Source organism: Acinetobacter pollinis, from assembly GCF_015627175.1.
Classification (GTDB): domain Bacteria; phylum Pseudomonadota; class Gammaproteobacteria; order Pseudomonadales; family Moraxellaceae; genus Acinetobacter; species Acinetobacter pollinis.
On the sequence record NZ_VTDQ01000003.1, the window covers coordinates 67613 to 83859 of the forward strand.

The window sequence follows — 16247 nt, forward strand, 5'->3', positions numbered from 1 at the left end:
ACTGTTGCACTGAATGAAACAATCGATTGTTTATCGGTTCAACATATGTATATGGCCTTTTATTATTGTAGATATTTTTTACATTATGATTGGTGTAGAACAGTCAGTTATGCGTAGAAAAATGTAAGTTAGTTCTCATTCATAGATGTATTCGATTTTTGAAGCCATTCTTTCCATATAGCGAGTAGCAAAGCAAGAATCACGGGCCCTAAAATGATACCAAGGAACCCAAAACTTGCGATACCTCCAATAACACCAAACATAATGATTAAAAAAGGAATATTGGTCGTTTTTGAAATAAAGAGTGGACGAATAATATTACTAGAGGGGGTTACGATGAAACAGCCCCATAAGAATATAATGAGTGCTGAAGTGGCTTGGTTTTGCGATATTAACCATAGTGCAATACTGCCATAACATATAGGTGTGCCAAGCGGAATAAAAGCCAGTATAAAAGTAAGTAATGTCATAAGAAATGCATTGGGAATACCAACAACGACATAGCTTAGACCTGCCAATAAAGATTGAATAAATGCAGTAAATCCAATGCCATAAACGACTGCATGAGTTGTTTGCATGATGGCACTTAAATAGGGTTTAAAGCGGTCAGAAAATAGGTTATGTAATATAATTTCAGTGTGTTGCAGCAATTGATCTCCATCTTTGTATAAGAAGAAGAGGGAGATAAGTGTGCAAAATAAATAAAATGCTCGTTGTGTAAATTCATTTAAAATGGAGCGACCATAATCGGAATGGGTTTGAAACCAAGTGATCAGATTCTGTCTAAATTGTTCTGGGTTTTCATTTATACGAGAAATCATTTTTTCTAAAAATTCACTGACCATTGGAATATGTTGCAGTGATGAGGGGAGTCTAACAGGGCCTAAAAATATAACTTTGTATAGTTCATGAAAGAGGGTTTGTACTTCTTGTTGTAAGACCAAAAATGCACATAAAAAGGGTAAACCAATTACAGCCATAAATAGGAAAAGCATAAGAGATGCATTAAATATTTTATGCTGTAAGCCGATTTTCTTCTGAAGTTTACGGTAGAGTGGCCAAGTAATGTAAGCAATAATTATTGCCCATAATATAGGAATAATAAAATATTTAAGAATAGAAAAACTAAGGTATATGAATAAAAGTAGAACAATAAAAATTAAACTGCGCTGTACCACTTGAGGGATAGAATCTTTAAACATACTGTATAGTTATTTTCTAAACGCAAGTCAATTTAAGATCCATCCCTTTATATAATTTAGAACCAAGTTGTGTCATCTTCGATAATACGATCTAAGATAGGTTGCCATTGTTTTTGGATATCTATGAAACGTTTTTGTTGATGATCAAAGATACTTAAACCTTGCATTGCTTGTTGCCCATAAGCACTGCGTTCAGAAATCCATGCTACGGGCTCATGTTCAACTTTTTTAAAAAAATCGAGTACTTCTGGAGAGTGAATATTATGATATTTAACACGATTTGCAACAAGTATAATGTCAACTTTTCCTTTGCGAATACGCTTAATATCTTGTAAACGCTTTAAAAATTTCTTGGTACTGTTTAAATCAAAAAATGAAGGCTGTAGAGGGGTAATAATTGCATGACTTTCACTAATAAGTTGCTCGGCATGTTCACCAGAGACAGCTCCAGGCGCATCAATAATGAGATATTCTAAATCTTTGGGTGCATCACCAATTGAATTTTCATTTCTCCAATCGAGAGAACGAATTTTATGTGCTGACGCTGGGCGTTGTTTAAGCCATTGTAACGTTGATTTTTGTGTATCTGCATCGGCAAGTGCAACTTGATAACCTTTGGCTGCAAGGGCCGTCGCAAGGGTAATCGCTGTATTTGTTTTTCCGCATCCGCCTTTCTGGTTTGCAACTAAAATAGTTTTCATGAGATATCGTATATTCTGATTTGTAATACTGTAACATTCTTTTCATGAATATTTAACCTATGAACCTTGCCAAGATGACATTGTTGCTTTGTTAAAAATTCGGCACACTACTTCATATTAGAGATAACAGGAAAATTGAGAAATGTCTATCTGGGTTGCTGCCTTTATTGGAGGATTGATCGGTGTTGTTCTGACTACACTATTACTGTCCAATTTTAGGAATGGAAAAATTCAAGCAGAGTATGAACAATACATTGCCCAACTTGAGCTTGAACATCGAGAGGCCTTAGAAGAAGCAAGAAGAAAAAGTGTGAATACCAGTAGAGCAGTTTTGAAAGGAAAAATGGCAGAACAATTCGCACCTTTATTTCCCCAGTTTAGTTATTTACCTGCAGATGCTCGTTTTTTAGGAGACCCTATCGACTATGTAGTATTTAATGGATATAGCGAATTTCGAGATGGTGAAATTTCTGCTGATGAAATTGAGGTTGTATTGATTGATATTAAAAGTGGTAGAGCACGTTTAAGTAAAGGTCAGCAAGCCATTGCAAATGCGATTCGTGCTGGTCGTGTCAGATTCGAAACTATACGTATTGATCAAATATAAAGCGTGTTGAATAAGTATAGGTCATGTCATTTTTTGAAATTTGATTCGAATTATATGAAAAAATACTTTTTTATGTATTAAAAAAACGATAATCTGAGTCTAAGATATGTATGTTCATACAATGCTATTTTGTCAGTTATAGCAACATGAACAATTATAATGAGTGAGCAGAAATGAAGTATGCACTTTGCATGGGCACGCTCTGTACGGCACTTGCTTTGGTGGGCTGTTACAGCAGTAGCCCAACGATTGATGGAAAAACACATGTTTTTACCCTTAAGCAAAAATGTCCTGCATTGTTAGATATGAAAGTCGGACAAAGTCTGATGTTTCATGCACCTGAAAATTTAAGCACAGGCTATCAGTGGCAAATCGTATCACCCTTAAATCTTTTTAGTGTTGATCAAGAAGAACAAAAACCTAAGCAACATGAAAGTAATCCAGTTGTAGGAAAACCTGCGGAAAAAATTTATCAGTTCGATGCCGTGAAAGCTGGTGAAGAAGAGATTCGATTAGTCTATATACGTCCTTGGGATCAATCGTCACCACCTGTCGAAACTTGGCATTGTCGTGTACGTATTTCTTAAGATGTTTTCCATTTCATTAGCTGTTTTTCTGCTTCAATTAAGTCATTGATGTCTGCTGGCTGAGGAGATATTGGCATGACTTGTGTTTTACTTTTCAGAAATAATGCTTGTTGTTCCCAATATTTAGTAAGTAAATCTTTAATCTGCTTGCCTTGAGCAGTATTGAGTTCTAAATCATCTAGCATATTTACTGCAGCACGTGCCTGATCATATTTACGTTGCATTAAATAATCAGGTCGAAGCATATTTTGGCGTTTTAATTGTTGCAGTTCTTGGTAAATTTCTTGTGTGGTTGTATTGAAATCAGCATTAAATTGATCGAGTTCCTGAATATCTGTTTGATCTTGTGAAGTTGCTGGAATATTACGGGAGGTCGATGAAGCGTGCTCAGCGCTATGTGTGTGAATGTCTTGATGCTGATGTACAGCATCTAATTTTTCTTTACAACCTGAAAACAAAAAGACGAAAAGACATAAGGTCATTGTAAAGAGAGAGTTTAAGCTTCTCGGCATATTAGGTACTCATATTGGTTGGCGAATCTAAGCGGATAAAAGTATACGCATAAGTATGATATGGAAAATTTATTTGATCTTTGGGAGATTTCTTTAAAAATTGATAAATAATTCTTTCTAAATGATCCTGAATCTCTTTTTTCTCTGTGTTTGTTAGAGTTGAAATAAAGCTAGTAGAGAGTAAACGCTGGCATACAACTTTTTCTACCGTACCACGATGAATGTAGCTAAACCTTTTTTCATAGACGGCTTTGAATAAGTTTTGATGGTTAAAAACTTCTTTCCAGTTAAAATGATGAAATCTTGGTGTATTTCCTTCAAAAGTAGCTATAAAGTTAGATATTTCTTGAACCCATGCATGTGAGTTGTCTCTGTAGTTCCATATGAGTCCCAAATGTCCATTTGGCTTTAAAATTCGATGAATTTCCTGTAACGTATTTATATGAGCAAACCAGTGAAATGCCTGTGCACTCATAACAAGATCGACACTTTGAGATTTCAATGGCATAGCATGACTGAATGCGCGGATGAGTTCAATATTTGGATGTATATGCATAAATTGCTTAGCCATATCATCAACTGGTTCAATAGCAAGAATATGTGCATCTGTATGCGTGAGTACACGCGTAAATTTTCCTGTACCTGCGCCTAAATCTATAGCTGTTGTTAAATTATCAATTTCAAAGTTTTGGATAAGCCAAGGAATTATTTCAGGTGGATAATCTGGTCTTGCTTGTTGGTAAGATTGTGCATTTTTATCGAAAGCATCCTGTGCTGTAGGGTGAATGTTTTGAGTCATGATATATTTAAAGAATGAGTTAAATTTTTAAGTATAGTCATAGCATCTGAAAAGACGCTTGAGTTTATAGCTATTGAAGTATCATTTTGTATACAACATAGTATTTTTAAAATAGGTATTTTATAACAAAGTCTATATGTCGAAATAAATATAATATGGAGGTGAGTATGGCGTTACAACCAAGTATTCCTGTTCATACATTGCATGATGGATATAGTGTACCCGCAATTGGTTTTGGAACATATACGCTAAACGGGAGTGAAGGCGTGAGTACAATGCTAGGAGCGGTGCAACAAGGCTATCGTATGTTAGATACTGCATTTAACTACGAAAATGAGGGGGCTGTAGGTCAGGTATTACAGCAGTCGGGTATTGAGCGAGAAGAGTTTTTTATAACATCTAAACTTCCTGGCCGTCATCATCGATACGAAGAAGCTGTTAAAACAATAGAAGAATCGCTTTTCCGTGCTCAGTTGAATTATTACGATTTATATCTCATTCATTGGCCAAACCCTAAACAAGAACTATTTGTCGAAGCGTGGCAAGCTTTAATTGATGCTCAGAAAAAGGGACAGATTAAATCGATTGGAGTAAGTAATTTTTTACCAGATCATATCGATTTATTAAAACAAGAAACGGGTATTGTTCCTGTTGTGAATCAAATAGAGTTGCACCCATTATTTAATCAACAAGAGCAAAGAGAATATAACCAAAGAAATGGTATTGTAACGATGGCATGGAGCCCATTAGGTCGTGCAAGTGAGGTTCTACATGAACCAGTTTTGCAAAAAATTGCCGAAGAAGTTGGTAAAACCGTACCACAGGTTATTTTGAGATGGCAGTTCCAACTGGGTGTTATTACCATTCCTAAAGCGACAAGTGAAAAAAACCAGATTGAAAATAGATCTATTTTTGATTTCTTCTTAACAAATGAACACGTATCCGCAATTAATGCACTCACTCAGCCAAATGGGCGTTTACAGGCACAAGACCCAGCCACTTACGAAGAGTTTTAAAAGTAAAAAAGCAATGAGTACGCTCATTGCTTTTTCATTTATACAGTTTCGATACTCAACTCATAAAAACGTTGTAATATTTTAGTTAAACGGCGTATTTCAGGCTGAGGCATGCGACTTTCTTGTAGTAAAGTCACCACGGTCATATGTGAGCGCTTAAGTTCTAAAATGGTTGTACAGCCGTTAATATACCGAATATGTGCTTTACCCATAAGACCACAGTGTTTTTGAAGTGCATCTACCATGAGTATTTTCATATTCTCAAAAGTAAATTCAATATCATATTGTTCTAAATCGGGTGCTATAGGTAGAGATGAGATTGGCTGAACAACTTCTGGTGGTTTAGATGTAGCAGTGGTTTCTTGCTGAGGTGTTGGATGAGGCAATATTGACGTTTGTTCAACATTACTTTTAATAGTGGTTTCTTTTCGTTGAATAAAACCTAAAGAAAGTAAGCCCCCGAGTACCTCAGAAGTACACAGTTTTTCTTTTACTGCAGAAGACAGTTTTTCGAAGTCACTGGTACCAATCATGAGTAGTAATTGGCGTTGTTTTGAAGATAGAGCGCGGTCACGGTTTTGTAATGCCGCAAATCCTTCTGAAGTTCTTATATACTGCATGCCCTAGATTCCGAAATGGACAGATGGTTAATTTTGTATCGATACTTTTACAAATTGATGTGACATTTTCATGAAGTTATTGAATTCCATTATATTTTTTATGAATTAAATTAAAGATGACATATTCTGTTTTATTAATTTATTGATTCATCTCAATTTTTCATAAAAATAGGTATTGGGTTGTTTGTATTTGAGAGGGCTTTTACATAAGTCCTTTCAAAAATGGTATATTTATATCACTCATTTGATTTGGCACGCTAAAACATAGTTTTGCCCTTATATATTTCTATTGTGGCACTTTATAAAAGTTGCCATTTATTTTAAATTTTTCGGTGTGTAATGGATAAGCAAATAATTTTTGAAGACGAACAAATCAGAGTCATTTTTCTGAAAGGCAACTCAGAAGAGTTGATTTTTTCGTTTGGTGATTTAATCACACGTGCAAAAGGCTTAAGTATTAATGCCGAAAAATCTTTAATGAAATATGACTACAATGTCATCGGAATTATGCCTAAAGAAAAGTCATGGTTTCCTGCACAAAGCATGAAAAATATGATGGAAGCGGTTACACCTTATATAGCTCAATTTAAAAAAATTATTGGCTATGGTGGATCGATGGGTGGTTATGCTGTTTTAAAATATTCAAAGTTATTGAATATGTCTCGTGCAATTGCATTTGTTCCACAATTTACCATTGATCCGCAGGAAGTTGAGGATCGTCGCTACGCAGAATTTTTTGATGTTAGTCTACATCGTGATATGAGAATTGAAGCACAAGATGTTTCTGAAGACATAGACTATGTGATTGTTTACGACCCTTACTATGAAAATGACAGAGAGCATTACTTAAAAATAAAACAGGTTTTGCCTAATGTCATGACGCTTAATCTTCCATTTACAGGACATGAGGCTTTGTCCGTTCTGGCCAGTTCGAGTTTGTTAAACGACTTTATTCGACATGATTTAGATCAGCCTTATTTCTATGAACAAATGCGTCAAGTAAAGAAAAAAAGTAAGTTTTATTATCGTAATGTGATCGGGAATTTGATGTCACGCCATAGTAAAGCACTGGGGCGAATTTTAAAGAATAATGATCTACAACTTGATGCACAATATTTAGATCCGACGCTCAAGCAGTTAATTACGCGAGTCATGTTAAGTCGTCGTCAAGTGACAGAGCAAGATTTACAAAAACTCGGAATTAAAGTTAATTTACCACAAGAAAGTCGTCAGCAATTACAGGATAATTTCGGTAATTTTTTAGTATTTAACGTGATTAGTAATAAAGTAGAGAGCTATTCACAAGATGCAATTGATCTAAATAATAAATACTTACTGCCACTTATGGCAAAATCGAGTTGTTTGGTGAAAGTTGAGTTAAATAGTGAGCGCTATTTAATAGCAATGAATGATCGTCGTGTCATGAAAATTTTTAAAGAAGATGATGCGCTTACAAGTGATATGAATCCTTTAGTGTTGAAGAAATATTTAGATTACTATGTTATTAGTTACAAGAATCTGAATCTAAATACCGATGATCATGGATTATGTAGCTTTGTAGAAGCTCCAGTAAGTGAAAATGAAAAACTGATTTTAGTGTAATACTGAAGAATAAAAAAAAGCGCTCATGGGAGCGCTTTTTTTTATGTCTTGATTAACCTTGTAATACCGAGATATCTGCAATTGCAGTAAATAACTGGCGTAGGCGAGTGAGTAGACGTAGACGATTGGCTTTTAACGTTTCGTCATCTGCCATTACCATCACATGATCAAAGAAAGCATCTACAGGTGTGCGTAACGTTGCAAGATGTGTTAATGCCTCTGTGTAGTTTTGTTCTTGAAGAAGAGGTTGAACAATTGGTTCAATCTGTTGAATAGCACTATACAGTGCCTTTTCAGCATCTTCAATGAGCTTATCTTCAACAATTGGGGCATCTGCTACATTCTCTTTTGCAAGAATATTTGCAACACGTTTATTTGCAGCAGCAAGAGCACTTGCTTCTGGAAGTGTGCGGAAGTGATTGACTGCATTTACACGGCGATCAAAGTCAAGAGGAGAGTTTGGTGAAAGTGCTTGTACTGCTTGAAGTACATCTACAGCCACACCTTGGTCTTCATATTTTGCACGGTAGCGTCCTTCTAAGAAAGTCACAGCATCGTTACGTGTTTTCTCGTGATCTTCAATTACATTGCCATATGCATTCAATGCAAAGTTAACTAGAGTTTCAATAGTAACATTCAACTGGTTTTCAATAATTAAACGTAGTATACCAATAGCAGAACGTCTAAGCGCAAACGGATCTTTTGAGCCTGTTGGTGCTTGTCCAATGCCAAAGATGCCGACAAGCGTATCTAAACGATCTGCAAGTGCAAGTGTTGTACCTGTCTTTGTTTTAGGTAATGCATCACCTGCAAATTTTGGTAAATACTGCTCACCTAATGCTTCGGCAACTTCATCATTTTCACCTTCGATGCGTGCATAATAGGTTCCAGCGATCCCTTGTAATTCAGGAAATTCACCCACGAGTTCAGAAGTCAGATCACACTTAGCAAGGTGAGCTGCTTTTTCTGCATCTGCTATGTTTGCACCTGTAATTTGAGAAATTTGCTTTGCAAGCTGTGCAATACGTTCAGATTTATCCCAAAGTGTACCCAATTGTGCTTGGAATACCATTTTTGCAAGCTTTTCTGAACGGCTTGCTAAAGGCTGTTTTTGATCTTGTAAGAAGAAGAATTCTGCATCACTTAAGCGTGGGCGAACAACTTTTTCATTACCTTCAATAATCTGACTTGGATCTTTAGATTTAATGTTGGATACAGTAATAAAGTAAGGTTGTAACTGATGATCACTGTTTACTAAGCAGAAATATTTTTGATTGTCCTGCATGGTTGTAATGAGTGCCTCTTGTGGTACAGCAAGATAACGCTCTTCAAAAGTTGCTCGTAATGCTACAGGCCATTCTACAAGCGCGGTCACTTCATCTAGTAAATCATTTGGCACAATTGCAACGGCATTTACTTCTTCCGCCAACGTTTTCACTTGTGCTTGAATGGTTGTTTGACGTTTTTCAAAGTCGGCAACAACATATGCTTTTTCAAGTGCTTCGAGGTAGTCATTGGCATGCGCTAACGTAATGGCCTCAGGATTATGGAAACGATGACCATAAGTAATTGCATCTGTTGCATGGTCTTGAATGGTTGCCTGAATGACTTGATCATCTTTGAGTAAAACAACCCATTTAACAGGACGTACAAACTCTGTACGGCTTGCAGCAGAACGCATGCGTTTTGCTATAGGGAGTTGATCTAAAGCATGTTGTAAAATAGCAGGGAGTAGAGCATCTAAATCTTGCCCTTTGATCTCTTTGTAATAGCAAACTTTTTCAACTTTGCCTGCTTGAAATTTCTCTACTTGATCTAGGGTAATACCTTGACCACGCATAAAGCCTTCCAAGGCTTTTGTTGGATGACCTTCCGCGTCATATGCAGCAGGCACAGCTGGCCCATCAAATCGTTTTTTTGTATCTGCCTGTGCACTATCGACATCTATAATTTTTAATGCAAGGCGACGAGGTGCAGCATAGGCTTCAATTTTAGAGAATTTTAGACCAGCATCGTTTAAGCCTTTTGCAGTATTCTCTTTTAACGCATCGCGTAATTTTTTTAGGCTTTTTGGCGGGAGTTCTTCACAGCCGAGTTCAAATAATACCGTATGTTGATTCATTATTTTTTCTCCGCTTTTGCTGCTTCATTTTCAGCTTGTAATTTTAACTCTGCCAATACCTCATCTCTTAAATGTGGTTCTGCCATAGGAAAGCCAAGCTTTGCACGTGCTTCTACATAACTTTGTGCAATAGCGCGAGAAAGCGTACGTACACGTAAGATATAGCGTTGGCGCTCGGTTACAGAGATTGCACCACGAGCATCAAGTAGGTTGAATGAATGTGAGGCTTTAATGACTTGCTCGTAAGCTGGCAAAGGTAAATTAACTTCTGTTAAGCGTGTTGCTTCTGCTTCGTAGAAATCAAAGAGCTCAAATAATTTTTCAACAGGTGCATATTCAAAATTATAAGTCGATTGTTCTACTTCATTTTGATGGAATACATCACCATATGTCACTGTACCGAATTGTCCTTTTGTCCAAACAAGGTCATATACGGAATCGACACCTTGTAAGTACATGGCCAAACGTTCAAGGCCATAAGTGATTTCACCAGTGACTGGGTAGCATTCGATCCCACCGACTTGTTGGAAGTAGGTGAACTGCGTAACTTCCATTCCGTTGAGCCAAACTTCCCAGCCAAGTCCCCAAGCGCCAAGCGTTGGAGATTCCCAGTTATCTTCGACAAAACGAATGTCATGTACAAGTGGGTCAATTCCAATGGCTTTTAAAGAGTCTAAATAAAGTTGTTGGATATTGTCTGGATTAGGTTTAAGTGCAACCTGAAATTGATAATAGTGCTGTAAGCGGTTTGGATTTTCACCATAGCGCCCATCTTTTGGACGACGAGAAGGCTGCACATAAGCAGCATTCCAAGTTTCTGGGCCTAAAGCACGTAAGAATGTTGCAGTATGAAATGTTCCTGCACCCATTTCCATGTCGTAGGGCTGTAGTACAACACAGCCTTGCTCAGCCCAGTAAGTTTGAAGGGCAAGAATTAAACCTTGAAATGTATCAATATGAGAAATGGCGCGACTCATGTAGCATCCAATATATTATAAGAAAATTACCTCTAAGTATAAGGATTTTGTGGGGTGGTGGAAAGTCTAATCATCATTCACCCTCTTGCTAAATAAAGAAGGAAATTAATGTTTTCCTTCTTCATAGACATTGCGAAGATGGTTCGACTGATGATCTATAGCTATTTTTTGTTTAGGAATGAGTAACCATAGGATTAGGTAAACAAGTATGCCAGGGAAGGCTGCACTTATTACAGAAACTAAAACAAAGATAACGCGAAGCAGGTTTGCATTCCAACCGAAGCGCTCTGCGATTCCACCCATTACACCTGCAACAATGTATTGTTTGTTGGAACGATATAAGCCTGAAGATGCCATGATATAACCTCCTATGGGGTATAAGTGTGTAGAACACCTGTTCTTATATAAATAAGGGTAGATATTATAAATTAAACAAATAAATGAATGCTAAAGCGTTAATTTATGTAAATACTCTGCTTATATCACCGAATATTTATTAGAATGAAAAACCAAACATGCATATGAAACAGCATTTTAAAATAAGAGATATTTTATATTATCTTCAAAGCGTAGCGCGGTTTTGTGTGGTGTAATATCTAGAAGTAAATTTATGTACCTAAATAAGAAAAAACCATTATCTACAGTAATTCTATTGGCTGTATATATAACAACATTCACAGGATGTGACCGTAAAGTAGAAGAGAGTACACAACAGTCTGCTTCAAATGATACGCCTGAGCAGAACATGGACGAAAGAAATTTGTGGCATGTTGCAGGGCAGAGTGTGGTTCCTAAAGATCATGAAAAAAATGGTTACTCACGTATTCTGACACAAAGTGAAAAAAAATTAGTAGGTCGATATATCGTGACGATTCCTTGCCATGATCCTGTTGCTAGGTGTGGTGAAAAAGAAGAGGGGTCTGTAGATTTTATTTTAAATTTAGCTTCGGATGGTTCTGTTTACCGTCTTATTAAAAGTTTAGGAATGATTCAGTTAGATACGAGAAAAAATGTAGATAACGATCGTCGGTATGATCATTGGAGTCAAATATATATTAATAATCAAATGTATGTTGTGACATCTTATGCAACAGGTATGCATTTTTATTATAAAGTTTTGCCAAATAATAGTTTGATGATGGATTTAAAAAGAACGAGACTTATTAATTTACAAGAGTACCGCCAAGGTTATCCTTTTCCGATACAAGAATATGAGTTAAAGAAACAAGCATAAAAAAACCTCTTAGATTTCTAAGAGGTTTTTTTGAATCTTGGTGGGTCGTCCGCGACTCGAACGCGGGACCAATGGATTAAAAGTCCACTGCTCTACCAACTGAGCTAACGACCCATAAAGGGTTTCAAGATAAATGGTGGGTCGTCCGCGACTCGAACGCGGGACCAATGGATTAAAAGTCCACTGCTCTACCAACTGAGCTAACGACCCATATCGTCTTGATGGAGCGTATTGTAGCAACTTATTCGATGATGACAAGTCTTATTTAGAAAAAAAACGATTAGTTGTTTATAAAAAATGCAAAAACCTATTTTTTGAGCTAAAAATCAACAAAATTAAGCTTGAGGGGACTAAAAATACGTTTTTAACGTAATAAACATTCATAGTATTTTTTCTTTTATAAGACTGAAAAATAAAATAGCTGCTCGAAAGCAGCTATTTTATTTTTGAATAATGTAAGAAATTATTCTTCTGGTGATTCAGTTGGAGTAACTGCTTTCTTTGGTGGACGGCCACGTGGACGACGAGGGCGTACAGCTTTTTCTTTAGCAGTTGCTTTTACTTTTGTTGCTTTTTTCGGTGTTGCTTCGAGGTCATCGGTTACTTCTGTAGCATCTTCAGTATTTGAAGGTGTCTGTTTATCATCACTTTCTTGAGTAGCTGACTTAGTTGACACTTTCTTTCTTGAAGGTGTTGCAGGCGTTTCATCTACTTTTTGAGTATCTGATACTTGAGCAACCTCAGGGATAGACACTTGATTTTCTACCACTAGTGGTTGACTACTTGTAACTTCTTCAGAAGGTTGTTCTGCTACTTTAGAGTCAGAGGAAATGACTTCTTGCTGTTGAGCAGTTTTTTCCTCTTCAATATGTTTTGCTTTAGCCTGTTCCAATGCTTGTTCAGCAGCAAGTTTTGCTAAACGTCTGCGTTCACGTGGATCATTTGCAACACGAACTTGTTGCGATTTTGGTGGTGTTAACGGAATAACAGCCGCAGGAACTTCCTCTTGTGTTGCTTGTGTTGGTAATTCAACATCACGCGTCACTGGAGATTTTTCTGCTTCTACAATGGTTTCTGCATTAATCACTGTATTTGCATGCTGTTCAGTAAACTTCATCAGAGCGCGGTTAAATGTTTGCACTAGACCAAATTGCTCAATGAGCACTGTACAATCTTCACCATACATCTGACGAATTAAGCTGCCTATTGTATGTTGTGCCAAAGCAGGTATTTGCGTTGGTTTAATTGTGATAGAAGGAGCCGAAGAGTTTGCTTTTTGACCTTTCTGACGGCGACGTGAACGTGGGTCATTTGTTGCACGTTTCGGTGTAGTGTCTTTGCTTACCTGAGGGGTAGCTTCTTTAACTTCACGTTCAGCTTCAACTGTTTTTGATGCATCTTGTTTAGTCTTTTGTGCTACAGGTTGTTGTGACTTAGGTGCAACAGCATTTTTCACTACAGGAGCCGTCTGCTCAGTCTTTGGAGTATTTATTGGCTTCGTAGAAACTTCTGATGTTTCATTTAAAGCGACAATATTTTTTGTCTCTTTATCAACATTTACGACCAAAGCTGTTGGCATTTCTTCTGAACGCGGTGTATCAATCAAGTCAACTTTAATATCTTGATTCGATGCTATTTTCGCTGCAACCGTTTTTTCTGATTGTTGCTCAAGCACACTATTATCGCGATGACGGTTTGGTCTGTTTGGTCGTTGTTGATTACGATCACGACGAGGAACAGTTTGCTGAGGCTCTGACTGATGTACTTGATTCTGAGACTCGGCTTGAGCTTGAGGAGCAGGTGCGTCTTGTTGTTGCTGACGTTTTTGCTGGCGTTTTAAATCGCGCATTTCTTGACGAGACAGCTGTACCACTTCTTCATGAACCTGATGGTTCGTATTCTGATCATTGTGATATTCACGTTGATCTTTTTGTTTATGATTGCGTTGCTGTTTCTTATTATTACGCTGAGGTTTATCTTCTTTCTCAACCAATTTTTCCGCTTTTACATTGGACGTATTACGCGCCATGTATGCGTTATTGTTGGTGTGTACAACAGCAGGTTCTGCAGTAACTACAGTATTTTGGCTATCAATATTCCCAAACTGTCCACGGCTGACCGCGCCATTATTGACCATTTCTTCAATTGCGGCAGCTGCATTATGTGCAGTACGAGATTGATCAGTCGTTTGCGCTTGTTTCTGTACAAATAAGTTTTCTAACCATGCACATGGGCTATTGCTTTGCGCTGGTGGTACGGCTGGTTGAGATACCTTGTTTTGTACATTTTTCTGTGTATTTTGTTTTTGATTATTATTTTTACGTGTGTCAGCCTGTTGAATCGGTTGCTGTTCAACTTCGTCTAAATGCCAGTCAGAAGATTCGTAACCTAACTCTTTTTCTGTAGAGCGTGTCGCTTCTGTACGCTCATAACTTGTTGGTGCAAAACCTTCTGGATTATATTGAATTTCGTAATGTGGTGTTTCTAAATGTGGGTGTGGCAATACAGTAATACGAACATTCGAAGTTTGCTCTAAGTAAACAAGGCTATGGCGTTTCTCATTGAGAAGGAATGCTGCAATTTCTACAGGAACCTCAATTTGAACTTCACCTTGACGCTCTTGTAAAGCAATTTCTTCTACACGGCGCATAATTGATAGGGAAAGCGAACGAACATCGCGAACCATACCTGTACCATGGCAACGTGGGCAAACATAACCTGTTGCTTCTTCTAAAGAAGGACGTAAGCGTTGACGGCTCATTTCCATAAGGCCAAAACGTGATAGTTGACCAAATTGGATGCGTGCACGATCACTTTGTGTTGCATCGCGTAGTTTTGCCTCTACCATACGCTGGTTGCGTTCTTTACCCATATCGATGAAGTCGATAACAACCAAACCACCAATATCTCTTAAACGAAGTTGACGTGAAATTTCTTCAGCAGCTTCTAAGTTGGTATTGAGAGCAGTATCTTCTACATCTTGTCCACGTGTAGATTTAGCCGAGTTAATATCAATAGAGACGAGTGCTTCTGTTTGGTCAATAACAATAGACCCACCAGATGGAAGTTTTACTTCACGTTCATATGCCGTTTGAATTTGGCTTTCTATGCCAAAGTGAGCAAAGAGCGGCTCATTAAGTGTATATGTTTTTAACTTTTCTAACTGACGAGGCATAACAACTTTAACGAAATTATATGCTTCATTAAATGCTTGTTCATTGTCGATGAGAATTTCAGACACATCATCACGTAAGTAATCGCGAATTGCACGTGTAACAACACCTGCTTCTTGATGTACTAACATTGGAGACGGACCAGAACTTGCAGTATTTTGAATTTGAGCCCATAGGTCTAAAAGATGCTGTAAATCTAGTTGTAATTCTTCTTGACTGCGACCAATGCCTGCTGTTCTAACAATAACACTCATACCGCGAGGCATATTTAAAGATGAGAGCATCTCTTTGAGTTCTTCGCGTACAGCACCTGAAATTTGACGGCTAATGCCACCACCTTTAGGGTTATTTGGCATGAGTACCAAGTAGCGTCCCGCTAGGGAAATATATGTAGAAAGTGCAGCACCTTTATTGCCTCGTTCTTCTTTTTCAACTTGGACTAAAAGTTCTGTACCTTCTGTAATGAGCTCTCGAATGTTTGAGCTGTCACGAGCATCTGCATTTAAATAGCTACGTGCGATCTCACGCATGGATAAGAAGCCTTGACGTTGAGCACCATACTCTACAAATACAGCTTCTAAAGAAGGTTCGACACGAGTGACATGACCTTTATATATATTTGATTTTTTTTGCTCTCTGGTACGGTTTTCAAGGTCAAAGTCATATAGACGCTGACCTGTAGTGAGTGCAACACGGACTTCTTCGGCATGTGTTGCATTGATCAACATACGTTTCATGGGTAAATACCTAATCATTGAAACATAACGATAAGCCAGTCTATGTAGTGCAGTGAGGATGTAGAGAATAAAAATGTCTGGTTGTGAGACAGATATAGGTAGGCACTTAAATTCAAGTGGATTTTATTCTCTTTTAATCTTTCAAACTGCGCGTATATCCTTGACTAAAACACCTAAACTTTATCAGTACATTTGTTGTATTGTAAAAATCACTTTGACTATAGTGAAGCGTATTCGTCCTTGTGAGGCGTTCAATACGGAATGTTCATCGTATTAAGGCTATCTACTACAGTATTTCAATACACCAAATGTTTAAGCCTGAATAACGTTCAGGAAGCGACTTATCCGATGTGTTTCA

At 37.4% G+C, this 16247-nt stretch carries 14 protein-coding genes and 2 tRNA genes; 5 read left to right on the forward strand and 11 right to left on the reverse strand.

All coding sequences use genetic code 11. The features are described from left to right. Positions 1–128: 128 nt before the first annotated feature. A complete protein-coding gene (locus I2F23_RS02090) occupies positions 129–1202 on the reverse strand; it encodes an AI-2E family transporter (protein ID WP_195770937.1) in 1074 nt (357 codons plus the stop codon). Between the two features lie 56 nt (positions 1203–1258). Next, positions 1259–1903: a ParA family protein gene (locus I2F23_RS02095; RefSeq protein WP_195770938.1), complete on the reverse strand. Its 645-nt coding sequence runs from the start codon at positions 1901–1903 to the stop codon at positions 1259–1261. Positions 1904–2045: 142 nt separating this feature from the next. On the opposite strand from I2F23_RS02095, the gene I2F23_RS02100 reads away from it, so the two are divergent. Both I2F23_RS02100 and I2F23_RS02105 read left to right on the forward strand, forming a co-directional pair. Then, positions 2046–2510 (forward strand): Holliday junction resolvase-like protein, encoded by a 465-nt coding sequence (locus I2F23_RS02100; protein ID WP_195770939.1) that lies wholly within the window; start codon positions 2046–2048, stop codon positions 2508–2510. 173 nt (positions 2511–2683) lie between these two features. After that, on the forward strand, positions 2684–3097 hold the full coding sequence (locus I2F23_RS02105; protein WP_195770940.1) for a protease inhibitor I42 family protein: 414 nt from the start codon (positions 2684–2686) through the stop codon (positions 3095–3097). Here I2F23_RS02105 and I2F23_RS02110 read toward each other — a convergent pair. Beyond that, a complete protein-coding gene (locus I2F23_RS02110) occupies positions 3094–3609 on the reverse strand; it encodes a hypothetical protein (RefSeq protein ID WP_195770941.1) in 516 nt (171 codons plus the stop codon). The two genes, I2F23_RS02105 and I2F23_RS02110, sit on opposite strands and share 4 nt — an antisense overlap. A gap of 1 nt (position 3610) precedes the next feature. Beyond that, positions 3611–4408, reverse strand: a complete 798-nt coding sequence (locus I2F23_RS02115; protein ID WP_195770942.1) for a class I SAM-dependent methyltransferase — start codon at positions 4406–4408, stop codon at positions 3611–3613. A 167-nt stretch (positions 4409–4575) separates the two neighbouring features. On the opposite strand from I2F23_RS02115, the gene I2F23_RS02120 reads away from it, so the two are divergent. Continuing rightward, positions 4576–5424, forward strand: coding sequence for an aldo/keto reductase (locus I2F23_RS02120; RefSeq protein ID WP_195770943.1), 849 nt, complete (start codon positions 4576–4578; stop codon positions 5422–5424). 38 nt (positions 5425–5462) lie between these two features. On the opposite strand, the gene I2F23_RS02125 is transcribed toward I2F23_RS02120, so the two are convergent. Continuing rightward, entirely contained in the window at positions 5463–6044 is a 582-nt protein-coding gene (locus I2F23_RS02125; RefSeq protein WP_195770944.1) for a hypothetical protein, read from the reverse strand. Between the two features lie 339 nt (positions 6045–6383). Here I2F23_RS02125 and I2F23_RS02130 point away from each other — a divergent pair, with 339 nt between their 5' ends. Beyond that, complete coding sequence (locus I2F23_RS02130; protein WP_195770945.1) at positions 6384–7646, forward strand: hypothetical protein; 1263 nt, start codon at positions 6384–6386, stop codon at positions 7644–7646. A gap of 52 nt (positions 7647–7698) precedes the next feature. On the opposite strand, the gene glyS is transcribed toward I2F23_RS02130, so the two are convergent. The 3 genes from glyS to I2F23_RS02145 all read right to left on the reverse strand — a co-directional run bounded on the left by glyS (position 7699) and on the right by I2F23_RS02145 (position 11102). Beyond that, positions 7699–9768: a glycine--tRNA ligase subunit beta gene (glyS, locus tag I2F23_RS02135; RefSeq protein WP_195770946.1), complete on the reverse strand. Its 2070-nt coding sequence runs from the start codon at positions 9766–9768 to the stop codon at positions 7699–7701. After that, positions 9768–10745: a glycine--tRNA ligase subunit alpha gene (gene glyQ / locus I2F23_RS02140; RefSeq protein WP_195770947.1), complete on the reverse strand. Its 978-nt coding sequence runs from the start codon at positions 10743–10745 to the stop codon at positions 9768–9770. The genes glyS and glyQ overlap by 1 nt, the downstream gene beginning before the upstream one ends. Before the next feature lie 105 nt (positions 10746–10850). Further along, positions 10851–11102 carry a PspC domain-containing protein gene (locus I2F23_RS02145; protein ID WP_195770948.1) on the reverse strand — a complete coding sequence of 84 codons (252 nt, stop codon included), beginning with the start codon at positions 11100–11102 and terminating at the stop codon, positions 10851–10853. Between the two features lie 253 nt (positions 11103–11355). Between I2F23_RS02145 and I2F23_RS02150 the strand changes: the two genes are divergently transcribed. Next, positions 11356–11979, forward strand: coding sequence for a hypothetical protein (locus I2F23_RS02150; RefSeq protein WP_195770949.1), 624 nt, complete (start codon positions 11356–11358; stop codon positions 11977–11979). Between the two features lie 38 nt (positions 11980–12017). Here I2F23_RS02150 and I2F23_RS02155 read toward each other — a convergent pair. From I2F23_RS02155 to I2F23_RS02165, 3 genes are all read right to left on the reverse strand, one after another. Next, a tRNA-Lys gene (locus I2F23_RS02155) sits at positions 12018–12093 on the reverse strand. A gap of 20 nt (positions 12094–12113) precedes the next feature. Beyond that, a tRNA-Lys gene (locus tag I2F23_RS02160) sits at positions 12114–12189 on the reverse strand. A 253-nt stretch (positions 12190–12442) separates the two neighbouring features. Next, complete coding sequence (locus I2F23_RS02165) at positions 12443–15889, reverse strand: Rne/Rng family ribonuclease (RefSeq protein ID WP_195770950.1); 3447 nt, start codon at positions 15887–15889, stop codon at positions 12443–12445. Positions 15890–16247 lie beyond the last annotated feature (358 nt).